Origin of the sequence: Pseudoalteromonas sp. SR43-7 (assembly GCF_014163785.1) — a bacterium.
In the GTDB taxonomy this organism is placed as follows: Bacteria; Pseudomonadota; Gammaproteobacteria; order Enterobacterales; family Alteromonadaceae; genus Pseudoalteromonas; species Pseudoalteromonas distincta.
The window spans coordinates 29,718-56,319 of record NZ_JACJDY010000004.1 but is presented as its reverse complement, the minus strand read 5'-3'; the positions used below and the strand labels follow the sequence as shown (position 1 = coordinate 56,319).

Sequence of the window (26,602 nt, the reverse complement as noted above, 5' to 3'; positions counted from 1 at the left end):
GTTGTTAACAAGTAAACGTTTAGTTTCAGGAGCATCATTTGAATATCAGCCGCAATGATAACAGAGCATACCGCGCCTTTACACTGGACAATGGTCTAAAAGTACTATTAGTGCAAGATAAAGATTCTACAAAAGCGGCAGCATCAATGGCAGTTAACGCCGGGCATTTTGACGATCCTCTTGATAGGCAAGGCCTAGCACACTTTTTAGAGCACATGCTTTTTTTAGGCACTGACCAATACCCAGATTCAGGCAGTTTTAATAATTTTGTTTCACAAGCTGGCGGGAACACTAATGCGTGGACTGGCACTGAGCATACCTGTTACTTTTTTGATATTAATAACCAAGAATTTGAACAGGCGCTTACCCAATTTAGCCGTTTTTTTATTGCGCCACTTTTAAATTCAGCCGAAACAGAAAAAGAACGCAACGCAATTGAAGCCGAGTTTAAACTAAAAATAAAAGACGATGGTCGCCGTATTTATCAAGCCCACAAAGAAACGGTAAATCCAGCTCATCCATTTGCTAAATTTTCTGTAGGAAACCTACAAACCTTAGCTGACAGAGAGCGCTGTATTAGTGATGAGCTTCGCGACTTTTTTAATAGTCAGTACCAAGCTCAGTGGATGACTTTAGTTATTTGCGCAAACGAAACATTAGACACACTACAAAGCTGGGCACAAACTTACTTTGGCGCAATTAAGGGTAATAAAAACCTCAAAAAGCCAGAGATCAGTGAGCCACTCTATCGCAAACAAGACATAGGAAAAATACTTCATATTGAGCCGCATAAGCATATGCAAAAACTTATCATAAGTTTTGCTATGCCTAATATTGACGACTTTTATCGCCACAAAACAGTAAGTTTTATTGCCCATTTACTTGGCTATGAAGGCGCGGGTTCTCTTTATTCTATTTTAAAAGAGCAAGGCTGGATAAACGCGCTTTCTGCTGGCGGTGGTATTAATGGCAGCAACTTTAAAGACTTTAATATTAGCTTAGCGCTTACCGATGAAGGTATTGAATACTTCGAAGACATTATTGAAATGGTGTTTGAATATATTTGCTTAATTAACGATAACACCGAAAAATTGCCGCGTTTATATCAAGATAAAAAAAATCTATTACAAATAGCATTCGATAACCAAGAAAAGTCACGCTTGATTGATTGGGTCAGTAATTTAAGCATTAATATGCAGCATTACGATGAAGCAAACTACGTGCAAGGCGACTATTTAATGGAAGGCTTTAAAAAAGCGACCCACGAAATGGCCATGCAATGGTTAACGCCACATAATATGCGCATCGTACTTATACATCCAGATGTAGAGCCTGAACATAAAACCGCATGGTACAACACACCATATAAAGTAGAACATATTTCACCTAGTTGGCTTGATGCACTTAGCGAGATAAATAAACCGCTGAGCGAAATGCTGCTGCCTACCGCTAATCCTTATTTAACAAAAGAAGTGGTGTTATTTGATGTCATAAAACCACAAACAAAACCCGAGTTATTAGTAAAAGAACCTGGTTTTGACTTTTGGTTTAAACAAGACAACACATTTCGTGTTGCTAAAGGTCATTTTTATTTGGCCATGGATTCTGATTTTGCCGTAAAAGATGTAAAGCATATGGCACTCACCCGCTTATTTACAGATTTATTTATGGATAGCGTAGGCGAGCAATTTTATCCTGCAGAACTTGCGGGGCTTAGCTATCACTTAACCTCGCATCAAGGTGGATTAACTCTACATACCGCAGGGCTTTCATCTAGCCAGTTAGAGCTTGTTGATCAATTAATAGATGCTTTATTTAATGTAGAAATTTGTGCAAAACGCTTTGCTGAATATAAAAAACAACTTGTAAGGCATTGGCGCAATAGCAACCAAAACAAACCAGTCAGTGAGTTGTTTAGTATTTTAGGCGCAAAAATAATGCCTTGGAACCCTCAACCTGGGGAGCTTGCATCGGCATTAAAAAACACTTGTTTTCAGCAATTTAATGAGTTCAGAACAGACTTTTTTAAAGCACTACATGTTGAATCATTTTTACATGGTAACTGGCAGCAAAGTGATGCATTAGCCTTTCAAAAAAAGGTCGCCGAACACCTAAAAAACGCAGCCACAATTGAAGATTTAAGACGCCCTCTTTTTGAAATTAAAAAAGTAACTCGCTACGAGTTAGAACTTCCTTGTAGCGACCATGCCATGGTAGTTTACTATCAAGCGCAAACGGATTGCGTGGCCGAAAAAGTAAAAATGATGGCGTTAAATCATTTAATTAATCAAGATTACTTTAACGAGTTACGAACAACACAACAGCTAGGTTATTTAGTTGGCGCAGGTTATGCACCTTTTAATACTCGTGCTGGAATAGCATTTTATGTGCAGTCACCTAAGTTTGATGCAAAAACATTATTGCATCGCCATAACAGCTTTATTAAAAAATACCTTGATAACATTGATGCACTTGATGAAAACGATTGGCAACAGCAAAAACATGGCCTTAGTACTCATATTGCAGAAAAAGATAAAAACTTGCGCCTGCGCTCACAACGGTTATGGCTTGCTATTGGTAACAGAGATCATGAATTTCATATGCAGCAGCGACTTTTAGATGCCCTAAACGCACTAACACTAAGAGAAGTAAAAGTTTATGCACTAAGCCTATTTGATGATAATAGACCAAGATATGAGCTTTTAAGCTCGGCGAAAGTCAGTAAATCTCAAAATATGCCCGTTTACTCTCAATCTCTTTGACTCTAGGTTTAGCTTGTTTTAAATTATCATTTGTAAATTAGAAGTAATCAAAAAATGATAAAAACAATAATAAAACTAAGCATGCTTGTAGTACTTGCTTACTCATTTGAGCTTTTTGCCTTTGAGTCATCACTTAATTACAACTCAGACAATATACTTATACTAGCAAGCGCCATTATAGCGCTTGCTTTGCCCTACCTGTTATTTGTAATCCACAAACTTAGACGTTCACGCCGCCAACTTCGACTTTCGGAAAAACGCCTTAAAAGTACTGTAGAAGGTAGCGGCGATACACTTTGGGACTGGAACATAAAAACAGGCGAAGTTATTCGTATTAACGATAAGTATTTAATGGACTCAACTACGTTAATGGGGTTTCCACCAAATAAAGGCCTTATCCATCCTCACGATATTAATAACGTTGAGCACTTGCTAAAAGTGCACTTTGCAGAGCAGTCTGCTTTTTTTGAAGCCACCTACCGAATCAAAGATACTTTTGGTCGTTGGCACTGGGTGCTCGACCGCGGAAAAATAATTGAAAAAGACGCCAACTTATCACCCCTTAGAATGACAGGTACCGTTCGCGATATATCACAGTTAAAATCAACTGAAGAGCGCTTAAACCTTTTTGCAAAATGTGTTGAGTCGCTTACTGACGCCTTAGCAATTTACGATAAAAACTTTAAACTGGTTGATATAAACCCTAGCTTTTTAACCTTGTTTGGTGGCGTACGCGAACAATACTTAGGAAAAGATTTTAGCCTATCTGGGTATGAGCCAAGCTACACAAACAGAATTATTGAAATAGTAAAAGAGCGCGAACATATTCAACAAGAAGTGAAGCTTCGTAATAGTGAGCGTATTTTATTACCGATAGAAATATCCATAGATGAAATTAAAAACGATCAAAATCAAATAACTAATTATGTCGTTGTATATTCAGATTTAACAGAGCGTAAAAAAGCAGAATCGCAATTACATAACTTATCGAATCGAGATCGCACAACCAGTCTGCCTAACCGAAATTTATTTTTTACTGATTTGCATAAACTAGTAAAACTCAATTCGCATCACGCCTTGCTTGTATTCGATTTAGATAACTTTAAAAAAATAAATGACTCGTTAGGACATCAGCTAGGTGACAGCTTATTAGCTAAACTAGCAATGCGCTTAAATAAACTAACCCGCGAAAATGATGTGTTTTATCGTTTAGGCGGCGATGAGTTTGCTCTGGTAATGTCTGACACTAACGACATACATGTAATTACACGCATGGCTAAACAGTTTTTAGCAGCCATTGCTACACCATTTAAAATGGCAGGCCACGAACTGGCAATCACCTCAAGTGTAGGTATTGTATTATTCCCAGAAGACGGTAATACACCTGAACTGCTTTTAAAAAATGCAGATACCGCGATGTATCATGCTAAAAAGAAAGGTAACAGCTACTTATTTTTTAACGACACGATGAACCGTCAAGCCGTTAAACGACTGCAAATTGAAAACCTCATGCGCTTTGGTTTAAAAGAAGACCATTTTGAAGTGTACTACCAACCAAAAATGAATATTCGCACAGGCAAGCTAACCGGAATGGAAGCATTAGTGCGCTTTATTACACCCAAAAAAGGCATTATTAGTCCGGGAGTTTTTATACCTATCGCCGAGGAAACGGGCCAAATAATTGAAATTGGTGAGGTGGTATTAAACAAAGCCTGCAGAGACGTAAAAGAATGGCTAGATAACGGTTTATTTAGCGGCCGAGTAGCTGTCAACTTATCAGCAAAGCAATTTAGCCTCCCCGATTTAACCTCTCGTATTGACGTTATTTTGCAAAAAAATGAATTACCTTCTTACTTTTTAGAGCTTGAAATAACAGAAGGTACTGTAATGGATGACCCTAAAGAAGCCATTGCAATTATGCGTTCGTTAAGTGCCCGAGGTATTCATTTAGCAATGGATGATTTTGGTACTGGTTATTCATCATTAGCGTATTTAAAGCAATTTCCGCTTAATACACTTAAAGTAGATAAAGCATTTATAGATGACATGACCAACGAACGTGGCCGTAATATGGTCGACTCAATAGTCACTATTGCGCATAACCTTGATTTACATGTAGTGGCTGAAGGTGTAGAACAAGCCCATCAAATTGATATACTCAAAAAGCTTAATTGCGAAACAGTACAAGGTTATTACTATTCTAAGCCACTATCAAAAAGTGAATTTACTGAATTTTTAAAGCAGCAACAAACTAAAGCGGCCCCAAGTTTAATTAGAAAAAATAAAAATGTGGCGTCGATAAATTAAGGACGCCATATACACGCATTTATTCCTACATTTCTAACTAAAGCGCGACGATAATGTAGATTAAACAAGCACCAGGCTACAGGTCCAAGTAAACCGCCTAAAATCAGCCATCGCTTAATTGGCATGCCTTTTTTAATGGTTTCTAAATACATTAAAGCTATAAATGCACTGCTTAGTAAAACTATAAACAAAGCTACCCCTTAAAGTTGCTCAAAAATACGGCGCTTATTCTAACGCTAACGTGATTAAATTTAAAGCAACAAATCCCCGCGCACAAAAAAGCCGAATCTGTTAAATACAGATTCGGCTTTTAAAATTATAATTTACGCGTTACTTTTCAGCACGACCCATAAATTTGTGTTCAACAGTATTAATACGGATACGGTCACCTGTTGAAATATGCTCTGGCACAGAAATATTTAAGCCAGTAGACATACGTGCAGGTTTTGAACGAGCACTTGCAGATGCACCTTTAATAGATGGGTCTGTTTCTTCAACAACAAGTTCAACACTTGACGGTAAATCAAGTCCTACTGGCGCGCCATCAATAACAATGACGTGTACGCCTTGCGTTTCTTCATTAACAAATAAAATCTCTTCGCTAATAGCATCTTTGTTTAAGTTGTAAGGCGTGTAATCTTCATTATCCATGAACACATACTCGTCGCCATCAATGTACGATAGCATTACTTCACGGCGTGTTAAATCAGCCAGCGTTAGCATGTCACTGTCTTTGAATGTTTCGTCAACTTTGCCACCGGTTACCACATCGTATAAACGCATACGGTATAAACTACCACCAGCACGACCTTGCGGCACAGAGCGCACAATATCTTTTACAACTAAAACGCGGCCATTGAAGTCAATAGCAGTACCTTTTTTAACATCACTCGCCTTTGGCATGTGTGAATTCCTATTATTTTTTGATTGGCAGAAACATACCACGAACTGGATTTTGTTCAACTAAAATTACGTTGGTTTTACGCTACATGTTGTATTAGCTTGTAAAATTTTAATTTATACTAAAATACATATAATCAAATGTGAAAAAAACTGCTATGGTAGCTTTACCGAGTATGACTTCAAGGAATGGATCATGGACCAGAAAAAAGTACATGAGTATTTAGTTAAAAAACCACTTGTTCAGGTTACAAAACCATTTGCGCAAGAGGTTGATGTATATAAAGTGAATCATAAAATGTTTGCGACTCTTGCTATTGTCAATGACGGTCAAACTAATGATGATGGTGAGGTTATTTGGTGGCTTAACTTAAAATGCGATCCTGATGAAGCAATATCATTGCGTGATACTTTCCCGGCAGTGATCCCTGGTTACCATATGAATAAACGCTTATGGAACACAGTAATTTTAGACGGCACAATTGCACAAAGTGAAATTGAGAGAATGATTGATAACTCATTTAATTTAGTCGTAGAAAACATGCCAGAAAAAGACCGCAAAGCTATCGCACTTCACTTGTAGCACTTTTTGGGCTAGGCTACTAGCCCATTAAAACCTTACACCTTAAGCGTATAAATTAAATCGTCGTATAACTTTTCGCCTATTGTATGTACTTTAAAAAGTGTATCGGTATGGGTTAAGCCGCACTTACTAAGCACCTTTTCAGAACCAATATTGCCACGCGTTACGACTGCTTTAAACTGCCTAATACCACATTCTTTCCAAGCCCAATCAATCACAGCTCTTAACGACTCTGTCGCGTAGCCTTTATTAAAATACTCTGGCAATAATAAATAACCGAGCTCTGCGGTTTCTCCGTCATAGGCAAAGCCTGTAACACCCACTGGTTGTTTTGTTTTATTATTAATAATGAGTAAGCACAGTGGATGGCGTGATTTAGTATTCCACTTAGGTAAGCGTACCTCAAAGCGGTTTCTTATCAGTGACTCCATTGGCATATCAAAACAATACTTAAGGACTTGAGGATCGCGATGAAGCGCTAGAAAAAGAGGCCAATCAGACTCTTCTATTTGGTACATGCTCAATCTTTGTGTAAATAATGTCATTAAGCTCCTCATTTAAATATTAAAAATCATAAAAAAACCGCATCTAAATGCGGTTTTTATAAACAGTAGAAACTTTATTCTTTTGTTTCAATCTCTTTAGTAACTTCAGGCTCAGTGACACTTTGCTCTTGTGGCTCAGTGCTTTGTACTTCAGGAGCTACAACCTCAACAGTTGCTGCATTATAAAAAGTAGTACCAGAGCTTGCCATTGTTACCAGTGACTCACAAGGAGCAAAATTAGCATCGCTGTTAGCCAATGTAGACATATCAGAGCTTATTTTACTTGCGCCTAATTTATCCATATAGCTAAACGGGCCACCTAAAAATGGTGGGAAACCAATACCAAATATTGCACCAATGTCGCCATCACGAGGGCTTGCAATAATACCATCATCTAAACAGCGTACTGCTTCGTTAAGCATTTTTGATACACATCGCTTAGCAATTTCGCTTTTGTTTAAACGTGGAGCAGGGGTAACACCCAATAGTTCGTAAACTGACTCATCAACCTTTTTGCCTTTTTTATCGTATTCATAAAAACCACGACCCGACTTACGGCCGAGGCGTTTTGAATCAATCATACGCACAAATGCATCAGGACCTTTAAAACGCTCACCTAATTCTTTTTCAAGAATTGGAGCAATTTTAGAGCCAATATCAATCCCTACTTCATCAAGTAGAGCCAGCGGTCCTACCGGAAAGCCAAACTCAACTAGGGCTGCATCAATCTTTTCAATTGGCTCACCCGCAAGCATTAAGTTAGCAGCTTCATTTAAGTAAGGCGCTAAAATACGATTTACGTAAAAACCGGCCATGTCTTTTACAACAATTGGCGTTTTACCTTGCTTACGTGCAAAGTTAACAACGCGAGCAATAGTCTCTTTAGATGTACCTTCGTGTGGAATAATTTCCACTAATGGCATTTTTTCTACTGGTGAAAAGTAATGTAATCCAATTACATTTTCAGGACGTGCTGCCTGCGCTGCAATTTGCGAAATTGGTAATGATGACGTGTTACTAGCAAAAATTGTATTTTCTTGGCATTGCTGCTCTACGTCGGCAACCATACCTTGCTTAAGCGCAAGATCTTCAAACACCGCTTCTATTACTAAATCAATGTGTTTAAAGCCACTGTAGTCTGTTGTACCTGTAATACGGTTCATTGTTAACTGCATATCAGCTTTAGACATAATACGGCGCTTAAGGCGCTTGTCTAAAATTTTGTAGGTGTAGCTCATTGCATTACTAATGCCCTGCTCTGCTACATCTTTAATACGTACCGGTACTTTAGCTTTAACAGCACTTACGTGCGCAATACCTGCGCCCATTAGTCCACCACCTAAAACAGCAGTTTTGCTAATTGCGGGGGCGTCATCATTGCGCCACTCTTTTTTCATTTCAGTGGTTGCAAAGAAAATACCGCGAAGCGCTTTCGATTCGTCACTCATTACAAGTGTTGCAAAGCTTTCAGCTTCTGTTTTATACGCTTTTAGCTCATCAAGCTCTACACTAGCACGCACAGCTTTAATAATAGCGAGTGGTGCTGGGTAGTGCCCGCCCGTTTTTTTAAGTACGTTTTCTTTGGCTTTTTTAAATATAAAGTTACGACCAAACGGGTTTGACTCTAATAATTTACTAATATTGTCGAGCTTTGGCTCTTTTGCTTGTGGCTTTTTCTTAGTCGCAAATTCTTTTGCAACTTTTAGCAGCACACTGTGTGGTACACAGTCATCAAGCACGCCTGCTTTTTTAGCTTGCTTAGGGCGAATTTGTTTACCTGTTAGCATCCACTCAAGTGCTTTTTGAATACCAACAATTTTAGTTAAGCGCTGCGTACCGCCGCCACCTGGTAGTAAACCTAGTTGCACTTCTGGTAAGCCAATTTTTGTTAAATCGCTGTCGGTACCAACACGGTAGTCACACGCTAAAGCAAACTCTAAACCACCACCTAATGCAGCGCCATGAATCGCGCTTACTGTTGTGTATGGCAGTTTTGTCATATCAAAAAATGCTTGATGACATAGTTCGCTAATAGCTAAAGCATCATCACGCTTTTGAACGCTATCGAGCATTTTTACATCGGCGCCCGCGATAAAGTTATCGCTTTTTCCGCTTATAAATACCATGCCTTTTACATTTTGCGACTTAGCGTCTTCTAATAATGCTTTTAAGTCATCGGCAAAACTACTGCGCAGGGTATTCATTTTCTCCCCTGGCACATCAATCGTTACTACGGCAATTTTGTTTTCATCTACCGCTAAATTAAATACTGAATCAGTCATTACGCGCTCTCCAATACAAAGGCTGCACCTAAACCACCAGCAGCACACGCTGTTGTTAATGCCAAACCGCCACCACGACGTTTAAGCTCGTGTAAGCTTTGCGTAATTAAGCGTGCACCTGTTGCTGCAAATGGGTGACCATATGCTAAAGAGCCGCCGTTAACGTTAAACTTATCCATGTTAATTTCGCCAATTGCTTTGCTGCGACCTAAATGCTCTTGTGCAAATTTGTCTGAGGCAAACATTTTCATATTGGCAAGTGTTTGCGATGCAAACGCTTCGTGCATTTCAATTAAATCTAAATCAGCAAGCGTAATACCCGCTCTATCTAGTGCAATAGGCGTTGAATGAGCTGGGCCCATTAACATGTCTTTTTCTACGCCAATTGCCGAAAATGCAAAGCTACGTACGTAACCTAGTATTTCATAGCCAAGTGCTTTTGCTTTGCTTTCGCTCATCATAAGTACGGCCGCTGCACCATCAGTCAATGGTGTTGCATTTGCAGCGGTAACAGTACCGTGCTGACGGTCAAAAACAGGTTTAAGCTTGGCGTAGCCTTCAACCGTTGAGTTTTTACGAATGTTGTTGTCTTCTGAAATAAAGCTTTTATATGGCGGTAAATGCGCCGTCATTACTTCATCTTTTAACTTACCATCAGCCCATGCTTGCGTTGCAAGTGAGTGAGAACGATGCGCTAATGCATCTTGATCTTCACGGCTAATATTATGTGTTTTAGCCATTTGCTCAGCAGTTTGCCCCATTGAAAGGCCTGTTGAGTACTCTGCAACTGCAGGAGGCACTGGTAATAAATCTTTTAAGCGCAGTTTTGAAAATATTTTTAAACGTTGACCAAGCGTACGCGCTTTATTTAAATCAACTAAGCTGCCTGCTAGCTTTTTACTAACACCAATCGGTAGTACTGATGACGAATCTGCGCCGCCTGCAATACCTACACTTACAGATCCCGCCATAATAGACTCAGCTACATTAGCAATAGCCTGAAAGCTGGTAGCGCATGCGCGCGATACAGAATATGCATCAACCGATACAGGCATACCTGTGCCCAATACAATTTCACGTGCAATATTTGGCGCTTCTGGCATTTGTACTACTTGACCAAATACAAGTTGATCAATTTCTGACTTATTGAAATTTAATCGTTCAAGCATTTCGTTAACCACCAATTTACCCATATCAAGTGCTGGTACATGGTGAAACGCTGTTGCTTGTTTTGCAAAAGGTGTACGTAAGCCGCTAACTATGGCAATACGGTCGCCCTTTGGTGTTTTTAGTATGTTTTGCTCAGACATTTATGCTCTCCCGCTGACAGGTCTGACCTGTTTGTTTTCCTCGATTCTAAACAACCCGTGCCCTAAAGCCAATAGATAAACACAAATTTATATAAACAGTGTTTAATTACGACTATCACAATAGGCTTTTTTAGACGCATTTACAAAGTTTTGTGGTACGCTAAAAATCGTTAAAAAATAACGAACTATTTTAAAAAATACAGTCTAACTCTTGAGTTACCCAATTATAAACCTTATAAATAGGTCAGTATTTATCACCTAACACTATTAGGTACAAACCCAGCTGACGAGGACAGTCCACTTATTATGGCAGCTAACGCATTTTCACAATTAAAAACGTACTTAGATACACAAATCATTGGCCAGCCAGAGCTTACACAAGCGCTACTTATTGCTATTTTAGCTGATGGTCACTTATTAGTAGAAGGCCCTCCTGGGCTTGCAAAAACACGTGCAGTTAATGCACTTGCTAAAGGCATTGAAGGCTCATTTCAGCGCGTACAGTTTACGCCAGATTTATTACCAGCTGATGTAACAGGTACCGATATTTACCGCCAACAAACTAGCGAGTTTGTATTTGAAAAAGGCCCTCTTTTTCACAACCTAATTTTAGCTGACGAAATTAACCGCGCACCAGCCAAAGTACAATCAGCACTATTAGAAGCCATGGCAGAGCGACAAGTTACCGTGGGTAAAAATACCTATCCGCTTAGCGAACTGTTCTTAGTTATGGCAACACAAAACCCGCTAGAGCAAGAAGGGACTTACCCGTTACCAGAAGCCCAGCTGGATCGCTTTTTACTGCACCTAAGTATTGGCTACCCTGGCGCAGAGCATGAGCTTGATATACTGCGTTTAACACGCGGCGAAGCGCTTAACGAGCAACAACCAGTAATGCAAAAAATTAGTCAAAGCGACTTATTTGCAGCTCGTAAAGAAATATTAGGCCTTTATTTAGCAGAGCCGCTTGAGCAATATTTAGTACAACTTATTATTGCCACTCGTGAAGGCGCTAAATTAGATGCGCAACTAGGTAGCTGGATTGAGTTCGGTGCAAGTCCGCGTGCAACAATAGCACTTGATAAATGTGCTCGTGCTCATGCATGGCTTCAAGGCCGTGACTTTGTAGCACCTGATGACATTCAAGCTGTTGTGCATAACGTACTGCGTCATCGCATTATCTTAAGTTACGAAGCCCAAGCCGATGGCATTACTAAAGATCAAGTAATAAGCCGTATAGTTGAACTTGTAGCCGTACCATAAGTTATGCAAAAACAATTAGAAACCCAAGCATGGCTCAAACAGAGCCATAGCCACGGTGTTAATTTAGCACTCAAAGAGCTGATGTATTACAAAGCCAAAGCGCAATTGCTTGAACTTGCCCCTAAGGTAAAAATAAAAAATACCTTAACAGGGCAATACCTTGCACCGCACAAAGGCCGAGGAATGGAATTTGCCGAAGTGCGACATTATCAGCAAGGTGACGATATTCGCTCTATTGATTGGCGAGTTACTGCGCGTACCGGCGAGACTCACACAAAGCTCTTTCAAGAAGAAAAAGAGCGTCCTGTATTTGTATTTACTGATTTTTCTAACTCAATGCTGTTTGGCTCAAAGTTACTGTTAAAGTCGGTGCAAGCTGCGCATATAAGCGCTCTTGTTGCATGGTCGGCGTGTCAGCGCGGCGATAGAATTGGCGGTATTGTGTTTAATCAGCACTCGCATTTAGAGCTAAAACCCAGCGCCCGTGAAAAAGCCGTGCTTAAGCTTTGTCATAATTTATGCGATAACCACCAGCAAGCGCTTAACAATATTGATAAAACAGCCACTAACAACTTTAGCGATAACCTAAAGCGCCTTAACCATTTAGCAAAACCAGGCAGCTTAGTGTATTTAGTGTCTGATTTTAATGCTCTGGATGATGCGAGCTTTAAGCAACTTGAAATATTAAGCCGCCACTGCGAGCTGATTGGTTGCCACATAAGCGATCCGTTTGAGCATCAGTTACCTGCGTTTAAGCAAGCCGTTATCGTTAATGCAAATGGTCAAGACTTTGCCCTACCATTAATGGATAACAGCTTTAGAGAACGTTTTGCTAAAAATGCTGAGCAAGCATTTAGCGCGCGCTTTAATCGCCTAACTAAATCGGGTCTTAATTTAATATCATTCAATGCAGCAACACCGCTTGAGCTGCAATTAGTGAGAAAATAACCATGCAAACCAATCCACTCGATGGCCTGCACGATATAATAGCGCCAAGCCAAGTTAATTGGTGGCCACTCGCCCCTGCTTGGTGGGTTATTATTGCACTGCTGTTTTTAGCACTGTGCGCAGCTATTTATATATTTTATAAAAAACATAAATTTAAAAAGCCTAAACGCTACGCAATACAATTGAGTCAAAGTGAGCAAAACCCTCAGCAACTGCATATTATTTTAAAACGTTTAGTGATTGAATATTACGACAAGCGACTTGCTGCGCAATCTACCTCTAAATGGTGCACAACACTTAATACACTCACCGGTTTAAGCTTTACAGAACAAGAAATACTAAGCTTGTATAACCCCAGTCAAAAAGATACAACACTGTGCGAAAAATTTCGCCAAGGTATTAAGCAATTTAAAATAAAGGAGTCAGTAAATGTTTGAATTTAGCTGGCCATGGTTATTTTTATTACTACCCTTGCCTTTATTACTTTTACTATTAAAACCCGCAGCAAGTAATGCCAGTACGCGTTTACGTATACCCAGTTTTGCAAAGCACAATTTAACCAGCCAAAGCATCGAGCCACACGCACGACGTTTAAATCCCCTCGAGTGGGTAATTTGGTTATTACTTGTTACTGCTGCTGCCAATCCAACATGGTTAGATGAGCCAATTTCATTACCAAATGAAGGACGCGATATAATGTTAGCAGTTGACTTATCAGGCTCGATGACCGAACAAGACATGGCTTATAATGGCCAATATGTTGACCGCCTTACCATGGTAAAAGCTGTACTCAGTGATTTTATAGAGCAACGTCAAGGCGACAGGCTTGGGCTAATATTATTTGGCGACACCGCGTTTTTACAAACCCCGCTCACCCGCGACGTCAAAACAGTAAGTAAAATGCTCAGCGAAGCGCAAATTGGTTTAGTGGGGCGCGCAACAGCCATTGGTGATGCATTGGGTCTTTCGGTAAAACGCTTTGCCAATAAAGATGAAAGTAACCGAATTGTGGTGCTATTAACCGACGGACAAAACACCGCGGGCAATCTAAACCCAGAAGATGCCCTACTGCTAGCTCGCGAAGAAGGTATTAAAGTGTACACCATTGGTGTTGGCTCAGATAATCCGCGCGGCTTTAGTCTCTTTAATGTGGGAGGCTCTAGTGGCAGTAATTTAGATGAAAGATTACTTAAAAAGATTGCCGAGCAAACTGGCGGATTATACTTTAGAGCCAAAGATGTAGCTGGCCTTCAACAAATTTACGCAGAGCTTGATAAGCTTGAACCTATTAGCGCTGATGAACAAACATTTCGCCCACAAAGCTCATTATTTTACTACCCGTTACTTATCGCTATTTTACTTATTAGCTTAAAAGTAATGCTTAGTACACTGCGTGCATTAAAGGAGCCAAACTAATGGATTTTGAATTTATTCGCCCCGCTCTTTTATGGTTACTCATACCTGCTGTGGCATTATTTTTTGTTGCCTTAATTAAGCATAAAAAAACCACCAGTGAGCAGCTAATTGCACCGCATTTAGCACAATTTATAATGAGCGAAGCAAACACTAAAGCCAGCCAGCCACTTTGGCTAGTTGCTTTATTTTGCAGCCTTGGCATTTTATTTAGTGCTGGGCCTAGCTTTGAGAAAAAACAAGTTCCTGTATTTCAAAGTAAAAGTGCCCGTGTAATTGTTATGGATATGTCGTACTCAATGTACAGCACCGATATTCTGCCAAATCGTTTAATGCAATCACGCTTTAAAGCGCTTGATATGATTGAGCTATTTAAAGAAGGTGATACCGCGCTTGTAGCTTACGCAGGCACGGCCTATGTAATTTCGCCACTAACAAACGATGCCACAACACTCAGTAATTTAATTCCAAGCTTGAGCCCTGAAATAATGCCAGACAAAGGCTCAAACGTTTTAGCGGGTCTTGATATGGCCAAAGAGCTATTAACGCAAGCGGGTTATATTGATGGCGACATTATTTTAGTGACCGACGGTATTGACCAACAAGAACAAAGCGACGTGAGTAGCTTTACCAGTAACACCCAATATAGATTAAATATATATGGTGTAGGTACCGCTCAAGGCGCACCAATTAAGTTACCTGAAGGCGGATTTTTGAAAGACAGATACGGCCAAATTGTAGTACCTACAATTAATGCCTCTCAGCTTAAAAATTTAGCATCAAGCAGCGGTGGTAAATTTGCTAGTTACCAACCTAGCAATAACGACATAAATACGTTTGCCCCAAATGCACAGAGTGAATTATTGAAAGACGAAAAACAAAGCCATGCGCTTTGGCGAATAGATGCAGGTATTTACGGACTCTTGTTATTACTGCCATTTGGTTTGTATTTATTTAGACGCGCTGCCTTGTTAGGCGCATTTTTAGCTTTTGGTTTTTTACCGCAACAAAATGCGTATGCCGTAGAGCTCCCTACTCTTTTGCAAAATGCAGATCAACGTGCATTAGAGGCTTACAATAATAAAGAATACGATGCAGCAACACAGGCGCAATCGAGTGAGTTGAAAGGCGCGGCGCTTTACCAGCAAGGTAATTTTGATGCTGCACTTAATGAGTTTAGTAATGATAAGTCGGCTACCGGATTATACAACTACGGTAATGCCCTTGCCAAAGCTGGCAAACTTGAGGACGCAATTGAGGCGTACAAACAGGCCCAAAGCTTACAAGATGACTTTACACAAGCAGCCGATAACCAAGCCTTAGTTGAGCAATTACTAAATCAACAAGAGCAACAAAACCAGCAAGATCAGCAAAGCGACGGCGACGACTCTCAAGACCAAGATGATAGTCAGAAAAAAGATGAGCAAAACCAAGGGCAAAATTCTGATGAGTCAAAACAGGATCAGCAACAAAATGGTGATAAAAGCGATTCTGAAAAAGGCGAAAACGAAAGTCAAAGCTCAAGCGATGAAAAATCAGATAAAGAATCTGAACAATCAAAAGATCAACAAGGTGAGCCTGGCGAGCAATCAGATAAGCAAAATGAACCTGATATGCAAGCCCAGCCACAAAGCGAACAAGGGCAAAATAAAGACGCTGATCAGCCTAAAGAGGATGAGCAGCAACAAAGTAAGCCACAAGCAATAAGTGAGCAACCTGCCACTGATGAGCAAAAACAAAATGCTCAGCAACAAGCGATGCAAGCCCAAGCAAGTGAGCTCACTAATGAAGAAAAAGAAAAAGCACAACAGCTTAATCAACTACTTAGAAAAGTCCCGGACGATCCGGCTATTTTATTACGGAATAAAATGCAATTAGAAGCCCAAAAAAGACAATACAAACGTCGCCCTGCAGGAGTCGAAAAATCATGGTAATGCGATTATTTTGCTGTTTATTGCTATTAAGTGCGATGCCTTCGTGGGCTGCCACCAAATTAGAAGCCAGCGTAGATAAAAACCCTGTATTAGCGGGTGAATTTTTTATGCTTAATATATCGGTAGACGATACAGTTAAAGGCGAGCAACCAGACACCTCATCGCTGTTAAAAGACTTTGTTGTAGGCCCGACGAGCTTAAGCTCTCGTACCAACATTATTAATGGCAGCATTAATAAACAAACTACGTGGTCAGTTAAACTAATGACCCGTACAGAGGGTGATTACACTATACCGGCATTTAGCGTTGCAGGGTTAACCTCACAACCTATTAAATTAAAAGTGGCAAAACGCTCAGTTGATGCAGATAAAAATAACGAAATATTTTTAAAAACGTCGCTCTCAAGTAATTCATTATTTGTGCAAGAAGCCGGTGTTTACACTGTTAAGCTCTACCTTGCCAAAGAACTGCTTGATGGCAGCTTAAGCACACCAAGTATGGAAGATGCTCAGCTAACCCAACTAGGTAAACAAACTGAGAGTTATGAGCTAGTTGATGGCAAACGCTACCTTGTTATTACTCGTGAGTATTTGATTCAGCCACAAAAAAGTGGTGCCTACACGATTGCAGGCCCTGCGTTTCAAGGGCGAGTACAGCAAAATTACCGCCAACTGGAGGTATCTGCTCTTGGCGATGATCAGCAAGTAGAAATAAAACCAATCCCGAGTGACTATAAAGGTGCATGGTTACCAAGCGAATTGGTTAACCTTGATGAAGAATGGCAACCTAATGACAACACAGTAGAAGTAGGTACGCCTATAACTCGTACTATTACACTTACCGCGCTTGGAGTTACAAAAGAGCAATTACCTGAAATCTCTATGCCTACTATTGATGGCATACGCAGTTACCCTGATAAAAAAGAAAATAACAATGCAGTGCGAGACGGACGCGTTGTGTCGCAGCAAACGGCATCATATGCCTTACTGCCGCAAAAACCAGGTACTTATACTTTGCCTGAAATAAAGCTGCCTTGGTTTAATACCAAAATGAACCGTATTAGCTTAGCCACATTACCAAAGCGTACTATTACAGTAACGCCAAGTACTACCGCGCCTAATACAGCCATAGCAAACCCACAACCCAGCACAAATAATTCACCTACTCTTGAAAATATTTCGAATCGAGCAACTGGCACACAACCTATTGAAACTAAAAGTGATACTCCTCTTTGGTTAATAGTTGTTGCCGCTTTAGGGTATATTTTATGGATTGGTACTGTAATTTTTTGCTTAATAAGCCGTTCTACTAAAAATACGACTGAAAAATTACAGCTAAACACCCGTGGTACTTCTCAGCCAAGCTTAAATGAGCTTAAAGCATTAGCCAAAACACACGATGTGAAAGCCTTTTACACCGCATTAAATAACTTTTCTGTAAAGGTGACCCATAAAAATGTTGGCGCGATTGATGAGCTCTGCATCCACGTAAACAGCAGCGAGCTTAACGGTCTCATTAGCCAATTGCAGGCACAACTTTATAGTAATAAAGGCGCAAACACGGATCTTAATGCTATTATTAAAATTCTTGAGATCTATCAAACTCAGGCATCAAAGTCGCAACAAGCTGTATTAAAAGACCTTTATGATTAATAACTACGAACCTTAGGTCTTTTTTTGCAATAACTAATAATTTTTAATTAAAAAAGTGCTTATGCTTGGAAAGAAAAAATCAAACAATCAGGTCTTAATCGATATGGCAGAGAAACAAAAGCGTTATGAAGCCTTGGTCCACGTTTACAATAAAGAGCTTTATCGCTTTGCTTATTGGTTATGCCGTGATCCGCACATAGCAGATGATTTAGTACAGGAAACGTTTTTACGCGCATGGCGTTCACTCGACTCTTTACTTGATCAAAAGGCAGCTAAACCTTGGCTGCTTACTATATTACGAAGAGAAAACGCACGCCGATTTGAACGTAAACAGTTTGATTACAGCGACGTAGAAAACGATACGCTTGTTGATGAAACCAGCCATTCATTAGACGATGAAATGGAACAAACGGTAATTCAACGCCAGATTGCACTGCTATCTGATGAATACCGAGAGCCATTATTACTGCAAGTTGTAATGGGCTGCTCTGGTGAAGAAATTGCAGGCATACTTAATTTAAATAAAAACACGGTAATGACTCGTTTATACCGTGCCAGAAATCAACTTAAAGAGGCTTTAAGCCGTGATGATGAACAACTTAAAGGGGCATCAAAATAATGGATGAACTTGAGTTTCGTCGCCGCACTATTGCGCAGCCAAACGACATTGACAAGGAGCTTATGGAGTTTGCTGACAATAACCCAGAGCGACAAAGTTTTATTAACGATATGAAAGATTTTGATAAATTCATTCAAGATTCTTTAGATATACCTGTGCCTGAAAATCTTGCAGACCGCATTCTTTTAAACACATCGTTAAAAGAAAAAGCACTCCAAGAAGAACAAGCAAAAGGCAAAAATGTGGTTGATGCTCGATCGCGTTTTAAGTTTGATCGTGTACATCTTGCGTTAGCAGCATCTTTTGTAGTGGCGATTAGTGCCTTCTTTTTTAGTACAGAGCAAAATATTGCACACGAAGCCGGTGAGCATGCGCTTGCCCATGTGTACTACGAAATTAATGCGCTTGATAAAAAAGAGCCCATTAGCCTACAAAGCGTCAACGACAAGCTTGCAGTATTAGGTGGTCATCTTGATGAACTTCCTGGCGCTGTAACTTATGCCATGTTTTGTGATTTTAAAGGCGAAAAAGGACTGCATTTAATATTTGAGTCTGACTTTGGTCCTATGACGGTATTTATAGTGCCTTCTGAAAATAAATCATTTGGTTTTGGGGATGACAACTTCCGCGATGAGCGCTTTGAAGGTCACATTAATCGTGGCTCACAAGCTGATACTATTTTAGTGGCAAGTCTTGGAGCACCTCTAGATACATATAACGAACGCGTTACTGGCGCAATCCGTTGGCTTTAAAATAGACAAATTTACCGCTTAGTTTCTACTGAGCGGTTTTTTTATTAAATACCCTCTAATAAACCCTCCCTTTATACCCAAAACCTCTGATTTTTAAAGTAATTAATTAAATTTCTAAAGAAAGTAAATTATAATCGCGGCTCGATTTTAATTAGGGTATTTCATGAAGAACATCATCGTTATTTTTTCATTATTGGCATTATTATGTACTGCCAGTTTTGATGCACACGCACGTAAAAAGTTTGGCAGTAGTAAACGCGGACAGACACCTGCAACACAACAAACAGCGCAAAAACAACAAACAGATACAACAACACCTAACGCTGCACCTAAAGCAAAATCAAATAAAAAAGGCATTATGGCAGGCGTTTTTGGGGGACTTTTAGCGGGTGGCTTAATTGCAGCAATGTTAGGCGACGATTTTGAAGGTTTTCAGCTATTAGAAATGATTTTATTAGCTGGCGGACTCTTTATTTTATTTAAGCTAGTAACGGGCTTTTTACGTGCTAATCGTGCCCCACAACTTGCCAGTGCAAATACAAGTGCTCAGCAAAATGCTCTTAAACAAGCACCTATCGAGCAACCAACAAGTACAGGCTTTGCAAGCAGCGCCCCGCAAGGTGAAAGTGTGCCTTTTAATTTACCACCTAACTTTGACGTTAATGGCTTTTTGCAAGGTGCCCGTAGTCATTACCATACGCTACAAACTGCATGGAACAATGCCGATTACACCACAATGGCTGAATACTCAAGCCCTGCACTTGTTGCCGAGTTTAAAGCTGAACGTGAAGCTATACAAAGCGTAGAAACAGAAGTGATGTTTATTGATGCCGAACTTGTGCGCGCAGATACAAACGCGCAATCGTGGCAAGTTAGTGTTCGCTTTAAAGGTAAGTACCGTGATTTAGACGATAAAAAAGAAGAGCCTATTTTAGAAATTTGGCACTTAGAGCGTCTAATTTCAGACGACGCTCCATGGCTAATAGTGGGTGTTGAAGATTTAATTGATACTCAATAATTTTGTATTGTTTAAAGCACCGCGCTTTTAGCGCGGTGTTTTTTTATTTAAAAAACAATTGATTTACCACGTCCTGATGCTTCAGAAGCGGCATCTAATTGGCCCTCTTTATTAATAATAACGTGTAAGTCACCAAAGTGGTTCTCATCTATGGTGTAACCCATTTTTGTAAGCTCTGCTTTTACGCTATCGGTTAAACCTATGTGTGTTCTAATTATATTTTTAGGCCACAATTGATGATGAAAACGAGGGCTATTTACAACCTGCTCTGCAGTCATATCAAACTCTACCGCATTTAAAATAGATTCGTACACAGAGCTAATAATAGTTGTGCCACCAGGCGAGCCTGTCACCATTTTAACCGTGTTGTCTTTAAGGAGTATTGTAGGCGTCATAGAGCTAAGCATACGCTTGTGCGGCTGTATTTCGTTAGCTTTACCGCCTATTGCACCAAACACATTCATAACGCCAGGTTTAGCACTAAAGTCGTCCATTTCATCATTTAAAATAAACCCTGCACCTTCAACAACTACACCGCTACCAAACCCTAAGTTTATTGTGGTGGTATTTGCGACAGCGTTACCCATTTTATCAACGATTGAAAAGTGCGTAGTTTGCTCACTTTCTTTAAGGCCCGGTTTAATATTTTCGGTAGTCGAGATAGCGGTTAATGAAATGCCATTACTTCGCTCTTTGAGGTAGTTAATATTAGTTAATGCGTTGACTGGTACATCAAAAAAGTCAGGATCGCCTAAATACTCCGCCCTATCTGCAAATACACGTTTACCTATTTCAGAAAGTAAGTGTACATATTGAGTAGAGTTATGCGCTAAGCCCGCATCTGGTTTTTGTAACTCATACATTTTAAGCCACTGTAAAATAGCAATACCACCTGAACTCGGCGGTGGAGAAGTAAGTACTTCATAACCATTCCAACTCGCTTTAATAGGTGTACGTGATTTAGCGGTGTAACCTTTTAAATCATCTTGATTAATTATACCGCCATGTTGGTGCATAAATTTAGCAATAATATTTGCAGTTTCGCCTTTATAAAACCCATCTTGGCCGCTATCACGGATACGCTTTAGCGTCGCCGCTAACTCGGGTTGCTTAAATACTTTATTAGCTTTTACATCAGCAAAGTATTTTTCGAAGTTTACATTTATTTTTTGCTCTTTTAGGTGGGCTATATAATTGCTCACACCTTTTGCTAACTTAGGCGGAACTACAAACCCTTGCTCAGCCAACGTTACCGCAGGTTGTACTAATTCTTCCCACTTTAAAGTGCCATGTTTTTGATGGGCAAGCCACATGCCCGCTACACTGCCAGGTACACCGCTTGCGTGAATACCATATATTGATTTGTTTGCAATAACATTACCTTGCTCATCTAAATACATATCACGATGAGCCGCTGTTGGCGCTGTTTCGCGATAATCTATAAAATCGCCCTTGCCATCTTTTTGAATAAGCATAAATCCCCCGCCGCCAATATTACCGGCTTCAGGAAGCGTTACTGCAAGTACAAATTGTGCCGTAATAGCCGCATCAACAGCATTACCGCCTTGCTCTAATATACTTTTAGCAGCATCGGCACTGAACGAGTCAGGCATTGCTACCGCGCTTTGCGATAAAGGCTGCGCTAAAACACTAAAAGCAGCGAACTGTAAAACCAGCACACTTTTGACAATTAATTTATTTGGTGAAAAAAGCAATCCCATACAACATCCTTAATTTATTATTTTTTAGTTACGTATTCTTATTAATGCACGTCACTTAAGGACAGGTCAATCTTTATACTGTTGATATTTAATCATCTTTAAACACTTTTTGAATAAAGCACCGCAGGTAAGTCGCCTTGCTCGTCTGTATGTGTATAATTTTTTATAAATTGCAGACCTAGCTTTTTCATTATATTTATAGAGGCCGTATTATCTTTTAGTGCCGTTGCACTTATCGCCTTAACGTCATCTTGCTTTATAAGTTCATCACATAATGCTAAAGCCGCCTCGGTTGCATAACCATGCCCCCAACTTGCTTGCTTAAAGCGCCAGCCTATTTCAATATCACTGTAGTTTGGTGCATCAGTAAAAAAGCCCATAGGCCTTATTAATACCCAACCTATAAATGTATTGGTTTGCTTTATAGTGACACTCCACAGCCCCCAGCCTTTAAGCTCATTTCGATATGCGAGCATACGAGGCACTCCCTCATTTTTTATTTGCTCTAAAGAGGTAGGTTCACCTCGTGTTAAATACTGCATTACAGCTGGGTCTTGGTCGAGTTCAAATAATTGAGGCCAATCATGCTCATTCATTAATTTAAAATTTAATCGTTTTGTTACGGGGGCGTTCATTTTCATTGTTGTATAGTCTGCCTCGAATTAATTATCAGTCTCTAAAGGAGATAGCACATGAATAAATTAGCAGGTTTAGCTTTACTAGGCACTTTAATTACATTAACTGGTTGTGAAGATGCCAACGAAGTAAAAGAAGATGCAAAAGATAAAAGCGCACAAATGCAAGAAAAGCTTGGTGATGCATGGAACGACGTTAAAGAGACAACTAACGATCTTAAAAATGATGAGTCTTTAAACGAGCTATTAGAGCAAAGTAAAACAATGGGCTTAGACATGTACGACGACGGCAAAGAGATTGCGGTTGATGCATGGATTAAAAGCAAAGAAGCTGCTGGCGAGTTAACTGAAAAAACTAAGCAAAAAGCGCAAGAAATTGCAGACGAAATTGAGCAAGCACGTCAAGAACATAACGAAGGTTAATTAAACTTTCGATAATAAAAAAGGAAAGCCTCGGCTTTCCTTTTTTGTTTTGGGCTATTTAGCCCAGATATGCGTTTGCATATAGGGCTTATAAGCTCAAATTAACCTTTGTACTTACTCATAACTAAAGTCGCGTTTGTGCCACCAAAGCCAAAGCTATTAGACATTACAGTATTTAACTCAACATCACGACGCTCAGTAATAATATCTAAACCTGTCGCTTGCTCATCTAGCTCATCAATATTAATTGAAGGTGCTACAAAGCTGTGCTCTAGCATTAATAATGAGAAGATAGCTTCGTGAACACCTGCAGCACCTAGGGCATGACCCGTCATTGCTTTAGTTGCGCTGATCATTGGTGATTTACCACCAAACACTTCTTGTATCGCACCTAACTCTTTAACATCGCCTACAGGCGTTGATGTGCCGTGCGTATTTAGGTAATCAATACTATCTACATCTTGCATAGCTTGGCGCATACAACGTGCTGCACCTTCGCCAGATGGAGCAACCATGTCGTAGCCATCTGATGTTGCACCGTAGCCAACAATTTCAGCGTAAATGTGCGCGCCACGTGCAAGTGCATGTTCAAGTTCTTCAACTACAACAATACCACCGCCGCCAGAAATAACAAAACCATCGCGATTTGCATCATATGTACGAGACGCTTTTTCAGGTGTTTCATTGTATTTAGTAGAAAGTGCGCCCATAGCGTCAAATTCCATTGCCAATGTCCAGTGTAGCTCTTCACCACCACCAGCAAACACAACGTCTTGCTTGCCAAGCTGGATTTGCTCTACTGCATTACCAATACAATGCGCAGATGTTGCACATGCAGAGCTAATTGAATAGTTAACACCTTTAATTTTAAATGGTGTTGCTAAACAAGCAGATGTAGTGCTCGCCATAGTGCGTGGCACCATATAAGGCCCTACACGTTTTACGCCTTTTTCACGTAAAATATCAGCAGCTTCTACTTGCCATTTAGACGAACCACCGCCAGAGCCAACAATAATACCCGTGCGCTCATTTGATACTTGGTCGTCAGACAAACCTGAGTCTTCAATTGCTTGCGTCATTGAAATATAAGAGTAAGCGGCAGCATCTCCCATAAAGCGCATTGCTTTGCGGTCAACGTGTGCTTTAACGTCAATATCAATTTTACCCGATACGTTACTACGTAACTTATAATCGGCAAATTCTTGATTAAAAGCGATGCCGCTTTTGCCCGTTTTTAACGATTCTAATACTTCTTCTTTGTTGTTACCTATACTTGATACAACACCGATACCTGTAATTACAGCTCTTCTCATGGGTAATTCCCTTAGCTTAATACTTAATTGCATTCTATTTTACGCGAATTTAATCACCTAAGTGGTCAGCTTTCTAGCGTACACTTGTACTCTGAACTGCTAGCTTATAAATAACGCCAGACTATTTCAAAGAAAACCCGTAAAATAATTAAAAAATATATCTATAAAATTAAAAAATCATGATCAAAAATGCACATATACACTTTAATAATTTAGGTACACCTTTCGCTAATGACTTCGGTGATATTTATTTTTCTAATGACGATGGCTTAGCTGAATCGCATTATGTGTATTATGAGCAAAATAATATAGATGCACGATTACAAAATCATGACCAGCCACATTTTGTTATTGCCGAAACCGGCTTTGGTACAGGTTTAAACTTTTTAAATACATGGCAACGCTTTACTGACCACCTTGCACGTCAACAAGTTCAAAATCAATTAGATAATGGTGTTAAACGCTTACACTTTATTTCATTTGAAAAATATCCACTGCACATAGACGATTTAAACAAAGCACTACAGGCATGGCCATCATTAAGTGCCTTTAGTAACAAATTATCTAAACAATACCCAATTAATTTAGAAGGATGCCACAGACTCGAATTTGACAATGGACTGGTTGTTCTCGATTTATACTTTGGTGATGCACTTGAATCAATACAAGCTATGAGCTATCCGCAAACAGGAATTGTTGACGCTTGGTATTTAGATGGTTTTGCGCCAAGTAAAAACCCCGAAATGTGGCAGCAAAGTTTATTTAATTCTATGGTCAATATATCAAGGGCAAGTGCAACCTTATCAACATTTACTTCAGCAGGTTTTGTTCGCCGTGGATTAATTGATGCAGGCTTTAATACTAAAAAAGCCAAAGGCTTTGGCCAAAAAAGAGATATGCTTGTTGGCCAACTAGAGTGCGTAAATGATGCTCAATCAGCTCCTGCATATTTTCATCAAGATAGCAGCGCTTTAAAAAATGTAGCGGTCATTGGCGGTGGTATAGCCAGTAGCTGCATTTTATATAGTTTGGCTAAACGAGGCATAGCAAGCCAATTATTCTGCCAAGATGAAAAACCAGCTATGGGGGCATCGCACAATGTTCAAGGCGCTATTTACCCTCACCTACAAGCAAAAAACTCGCCGCACAGCGAATTGTTTGCACATAGCTTTTTATACGCAAAGCGCCTATATAACAACTTACTTAGCAGTGGTTTTAATTTTGATTACGATTGGTGCGGCGTATTACAACACGCAGTAAAAAAGCCTCTGGCCGATAAACATGAAAACTTAGCACAAAAACAACTGTGGCCAACCCAGCTAATGCACAACGTAACCGCAGAGCAAGGCGACGAAATAGCCGGCGTAGAAACAGGTTATTCGGGCGTGTTCTTTGAACAAGGCGGCTGGGTTAACCCTCCGCAATTAGTAAACGCCATGTTAAGCGCTGCAAATAGCATAAACCCATTTAAAAGCGTATTTAACTGCAATATAAAACAGCTTAAAAAAACTGACAGCGGTTGGTTTTTATTAACGAATGATGAGCAGTTAGGTCCTTTTAGTGATGTAATTATTTGTGCAGGCGAGCACAGTGATGCATTTGAGCAAACAAAAGCGCTACCAATAGTAGGCGTACGCGGGCAAGTTTCACATATTGAGGCAAGTGAACAATCACGCAAACTTAAAACAGTGCTATGCCATAAAGGGTATTTTACCCCAGCCTATTTAGATCATCACTGTATGGGTGCAACATTTGAAAAAAATACTAAAAGCCGTCAAGTTACAGCGCTCGACAACCAATTAAACCAAGAGCAACTACTTAGCTTTTATCAGCAAAGTGAATTTGCCTCTACCCTTGGCAATATTACCTCGGCAAAAGCAGCTGTACGATGCACATTTATAGATCACCTACCAATGGCAGGGCAATGGTGCGAACAAAGTGATTATACAATGGCCTTTGCTAACTTACGCTTAGGAAAACGCTATCAATATGAGAAACTTAATAAGCCACAACAAGGCCTACATATTTTTACCGGCTTTGGCGCCCGCGCTTTATGTAGCGCACCGCTAAGCGCAGAACATCTCGTAAGCTGTTTAAATAACGAGCCTCGCCCATTAAGCGAACGTGTAAGCCAAGCTATTCACCCTGCCCGGTTTATAGTGCGAGACTTAATTCGTAATAAAATTTAAATGAGGTATGCACATTAAAACAATAGGTCTAAT

The 26,602-nt window shown here is 39.9% G+C and carries 22 protein-coding genes; 14 read left to right on the top strand and 8 right to left on the bottom strand.

The window, feature by feature from the left end:
- Nucleotides 1–38: 38 nt before the first annotated feature.
- Nucleotides 39–2,762: an insulinase family protein gene (locus tag H5087_RS04190; RefSeq protein ID WP_182671288.1), complete on the top strand. Its 2,724-nt coding sequence runs from the start codon at nt 39–41 to the stop codon at nt 2,760–2,762.
- Nucleotides 2,763–2,816: 54 nt separating this feature from the next.
- Nucleotides 2,817–5,069, top strand: a complete 2,253-nt coding sequence (locus tag H5087_RS04185; protein WP_182671286.1) for an EAL domain-containing protein — start codon at nt 2,817–2,819, stop codon at nt 5,067–5,069.
- On the opposite strand, the gene H5087_RS04180 is transcribed toward H5087_RS04185, so the two are convergent.
- Both H5087_RS04180 and yeiP read right to left on the bottom strand, forming a co-directional pair.
- On the bottom strand, nt 5,066–5,260 hold the full coding sequence (locus H5087_RS04180) for a hypothetical protein (protein WP_024604473.1): 195 nt from the start codon (nt 5,258–5,260) through the stop codon (nt 5,066–5,068). The genes H5087_RS04185 and H5087_RS04180 overlap by 4 nt on opposite strands.
- 139 nt (nt 5,261–5,399) lie before the next feature.
- Complete coding sequence (gene yeiP, locus H5087_RS04175) at nt 5,400–5,972, bottom strand: elongation factor P-like protein YeiP (RefSeq protein ID WP_002962153.1); 573 nt, start codon at nt 5,970–5,972, stop codon at nt 5,400–5,402.
- A 193-nt stretch (nt 5,973–6,165) separates the two neighbouring features.
- Here yeiP and H5087_RS04170 point away from each other — a divergent pair, with 193 nt between their 5' ends.
- Nucleotides 6,166–6,552 (top strand): MmcQ/YjbR family DNA-binding protein, encoded by a 387-nt coding sequence (locus H5087_RS04170; protein WP_182671284.1) that lies wholly within the window; start codon nt 6,166–6,168, stop codon nt 6,550–6,552.
- Nucleotides 6,553–6,587: 35 nt separating this feature from the next.
- Here H5087_RS04170 and H5087_RS04165 read toward each other — a convergent pair whose 3' ends face one another.
- The 3 genes from H5087_RS04165 to fadI all read right to left on the bottom strand — a co-directional run bounded on the left by H5087_RS04165 (nt 6,588) and on the right by fadI (nt 10,689).
- A complete protein-coding gene (locus H5087_RS04165; RefSeq protein WP_182671282.1) occupies nt 6,588–7,097 on the bottom strand; it encodes a GNAT family N-acetyltransferase in 510 nt (169 codons plus the stop codon).
- A gap of 74 nt (nt 7,098–7,171) precedes the next feature.
- Entirely contained in the window at nt 7,172–9,379 is a 2,208-nt protein-coding gene (gene fadJ, locus H5087_RS04160; RefSeq protein ID WP_182671281.1) for a fatty acid oxidation complex subunit alpha FadJ, read from the bottom strand.
- Nucleotides 9,379–10,689 (bottom strand): acetyl-CoA C-acyltransferase FadI, encoded by a 1,311-nt coding sequence (gene fadI / locus H5087_RS04155; protein WP_004335629.1) that lies wholly within the window; start codon nt 10,687–10,689, stop codon nt 9,379–9,381. Before fadI ends, fadJ begins: the two co-directional genes overlap by 1 nt.
- A 306-nt stretch (nt 10,690–10,995) precedes the next feature.
- On the opposite strand from fadI, the gene H5087_RS04150 reads away from it, so the two are divergent.
- The 9 genes from H5087_RS04150 (at nt 10,996) to H5087_RS04110 (ending at nt 20,288) form a co-directional block, all read left to right on the top strand.
- The gene (locus tag H5087_RS04150) at nt 10,996–11,952 is read left to right on the top strand and encodes a MoxR family ATPase (RefSeq protein ID WP_004335627.1); all 957 of its coding nucleotides are present in this window, start codon (nt 10,996–10,998) and stop codon (nt 11,950–11,952) included.
- A 3-nt stretch (nt 11,953–11,955) separates the two neighbouring features.
- Nucleotides 11,956–12,900, top strand: coding sequence for a DUF58 domain-containing protein (locus tag H5087_RS04145; RefSeq protein ID WP_182671279.1), 945 nt, complete (start codon nt 11,956–11,958; stop codon nt 12,898–12,900).
- A 2-nt stretch (nt 12,901–12,902) separates the two neighbouring features.
- The gene (locus tag H5087_RS04140) at nt 12,903–13,337 is read left to right on the top strand and encodes a DUF4381 domain-containing protein (RefSeq protein ID WP_004335624.1); all 435 of its coding nucleotides are present in this window, start codon (nt 12,903–12,905) and stop codon (nt 13,335–13,337) included.
- On the top strand, nt 13,330–14,316 hold the full coding sequence (locus tag H5087_RS04135; protein WP_182671277.1) for a VWA domain-containing protein: 987 nt from the start codon (nt 13,330–13,332) through the stop codon (nt 14,314–14,316). The genes H5087_RS04140 and H5087_RS04135 overlap by 8 nt, the downstream gene beginning before the upstream one ends.
- Nucleotides 14,316–16,247, top strand: coding sequence for a VWA domain-containing protein (locus H5087_RS04130; protein WP_182671275.1), 1,932 nt, complete (start codon nt 14,316–14,318; stop codon nt 16,245–16,247). Before H5087_RS04135 ends, H5087_RS04130 begins: the two co-directional genes overlap by 1 nt.
- Complete coding sequence (locus tag H5087_RS04125; RefSeq protein ID WP_182671274.1) at nt 16,241–17,899, top strand: BatD family protein; 1,659 nt, start codon at nt 16,241–16,243, stop codon at nt 17,897–17,899. The genes H5087_RS04130 and H5087_RS04125 overlap by 7 nt, the downstream gene beginning before the upstream one ends.
- Before the next feature lie 61 nt (nt 17,900–17,960).
- Nucleotides 17,961–18,518: a sigma-70 family RNA polymerase sigma factor gene (locus H5087_RS04120; RefSeq protein ID WP_032827217.1), complete on the top strand. Its 558-nt coding sequence runs from the start codon at nt 17,961–17,963 to the stop codon at nt 18,516–18,518.
- Nucleotides 18,518–19,270, top strand: a complete 753-nt coding sequence (locus H5087_RS04115) for a DUF3379 family protein (RefSeq protein WP_004335615.1) — start codon at nt 18,518–18,520, stop codon at nt 19,268–19,270. Before H5087_RS04120 ends, H5087_RS04115 begins: the two co-directional genes overlap by 1 nt.
- 163 nt (nt 19,271–19,433) lie before the next feature.
- Nucleotides 19,434–20,288 (top strand): Tim44 domain-containing protein, encoded by an 855-nt coding sequence (locus H5087_RS04110; protein ID WP_182671271.1) that lies wholly within the window; start codon nt 19,434–19,436, stop codon nt 20,286–20,288.
- Nucleotides 20,289–20,335: 47 nt separating this feature from the next.
- Here the strand turns inward: H5087_RS04110 and ggt are convergent, their stop codons facing one another.
- Nucleotides 20,336–22,009 carry a gamma-glutamyltransferase gene (gene ggt, locus H5087_RS04105; protein WP_182671270.1) on the bottom strand — a complete coding sequence of 558 codons (1,674 nt, stop codon included), beginning with the start codon at nt 22,007–22,009 and terminating at the stop codon, nt 20,336–20,338.
- Nucleotides 22,010–22,107: 98 nt separating this feature from the next.
- Nucleotides 22,108–22,650 carry a GNAT family N-acetyltransferase gene (locus H5087_RS04100; protein ID WP_182671268.1) on the bottom strand — a complete coding sequence of 181 codons (543 nt, stop codon included), beginning with the start codon at nt 22,648–22,650 and terminating at the stop codon, nt 22,108–22,110.
- A gap of 51 nt (nt 22,651–22,701) precedes the next feature.
- On the opposite strand from H5087_RS04100, the gene H5087_RS04095 reads away from it, so the two are divergent.
- Complete coding sequence (locus tag H5087_RS04095; RefSeq protein WP_182671266.1) at nt 22,702–23,067, top strand: hypothetical protein; 366 nt, start codon at nt 22,702–22,704, stop codon at nt 23,065–23,067.
- A gap of 101 nt (nt 23,068–23,168) precedes the next feature.
- Here H5087_RS04095 and fabB read toward each other — a convergent pair whose 3' ends face one another.
- A complete protein-coding gene (fabB, locus tag H5087_RS04090) occupies nt 23,169–24,380 on the bottom strand; it encodes a beta-ketoacyl-ACP synthase I (protein WP_004335606.1) in 1,212 nt (403 codons plus the stop codon).
- 179 nt (nt 24,381–24,559) lie between these two features.
- On the opposite strand from fabB, the gene mnmC reads away from it, so the two are divergent.
- Nucleotides 24,560–26,569: a bifunctional tRNA (5-methylaminomethyl-2-thiouridine)(34)-methyltransferase MnmD/FAD-dependent 5-carboxymethylaminomethyl-2-thiouridine(34) oxidoreductase MnmC gene (gene mnmC, locus H5087_RS04085; RefSeq protein ID WP_182671264.1), complete on the top strand. Its 2,010-nt coding sequence runs from the start codon at nt 24,560–24,562 to the stop codon at nt 26,567–26,569.
- Nucleotides 26,570–26,602: the final 33 nt, after the last annotated feature.

Coding starts and splice junctions, on each gene's coding strand:
- H5087_RS04165 (WP_182671282.1), bottom strand. CDS start 7,097: ATGACATTATTTACACAAAGATTGAGCATGTACCAAATAGAAGAGTCT.
- fadI (WP_004335629.1), bottom strand. CDS start 10,689: ATGTCTGAGCAAAACATACTAAAAACACCAAAGGGCGACCGTATTGCC.
- fabB (WP_004335606.1), bottom strand. CDS start 24,380: ATGAGAAGAGCTGTAATTACAGGTATCGGTGTTGTATCAAGTATAGGT.
- fadJ (WP_182671281.1), bottom strand. CDS start 9,379: ATGACTGATTCAGTATTTAATTTAGCGGTAGATGAAAACAAAATTGCC.
- H5087_RS04135 (WP_182671277.1), top strand. CDS start 13,330: ATGTTTGAATTTAGCTGGCCATGGTTATTTTTATTACTACCCTTGCCT.
- H5087_RS04100 (WP_182671268.1), bottom strand. CDS start 22,650: ATGAAAATGAACGCCCCCGTAACAAAACGATTAAATTTTAAATTAATG.
- H5087_RS04145 (WP_182671279.1), top strand. CDS start 11,956: ATGCAAAAACAATTAGAAACCCAAGCATGGCTCAAACAGAGCCATAGC.
- H5087_RS04150 (WP_004335627.1), top strand. CDS start 10,996: ATGGCAGCTAACGCATTTTCACAATTAAAAACGTACTTAGATACACAA.
- H5087_RS04120 (WP_032827217.1), top strand. CDS start 17,961: ATGCTTGGAAAGAAAAAATCAAACAATCAGGTCTTAATCGATATGGCA.
- yeiP (WP_002962153.1), bottom strand. CDS start 5,972: ATGCCAAAGGCGAGTGATGTTAAAAAAGGTACTGCTATTGACTTCAAT.
- ggt (WP_182671270.1), bottom strand. CDS start 22,009: ATGGGATTGCTTTTTTCACCAAATAAATTAATTGTCAAAAGTGTGCTG.
- H5087_RS04130 (WP_182671275.1), top strand. CDS start 14,316: ATGGATTTTGAATTTATTCGCCCCGCTCTTTTATGGTTACTCATACCT.
- H5087_RS04125 (WP_182671274.1), top strand. CDS start 16,241: ATGGTAATGCGATTATTTTGCTGTTTATTGCTATTAAGTGCGATGCCT.
- H5087_RS04115 (WP_004335615.1), top strand. CDS start 18,518: ATGGATGAACTTGAGTTTCGTCGCCGCACTATTGCGCAGCCAAACGAC.
- H5087_RS04170 (WP_182671284.1), top strand. CDS start 6,166: ATGGACCAGAAAAAAGTACATGAGTATTTAGTTAAAAAACCACTTGTT.
- H5087_RS04185 (WP_182671286.1), top strand. CDS start 2,817: ATGATAAAAACAATAATAAAACTAAGCATGCTTGTAGTACTTGCTTAC.
- H5087_RS04095 (WP_182671266.1), top strand. CDS start 22,702: ATGAATAAATTAGCAGGTTTAGCTTTACTAGGCACTTTAATTACATTA.
- H5087_RS04110 (WP_182671271.1), top strand. CDS start 19,434: ATGAAGAACATCATCGTTATTTTTTCATTATTGGCATTATTATGTACT.
- H5087_RS04140 (WP_004335624.1), top strand. CDS start 12,903: ATGCAAACCAATCCACTCGATGGCCTGCACGATATAATAGCGCCAAGC.
- mnmC (WP_182671264.1), top strand. CDS start 24,560: ATGATCAAAAATGCACATATACACTTTAATAATTTAGGTACACCTTTC.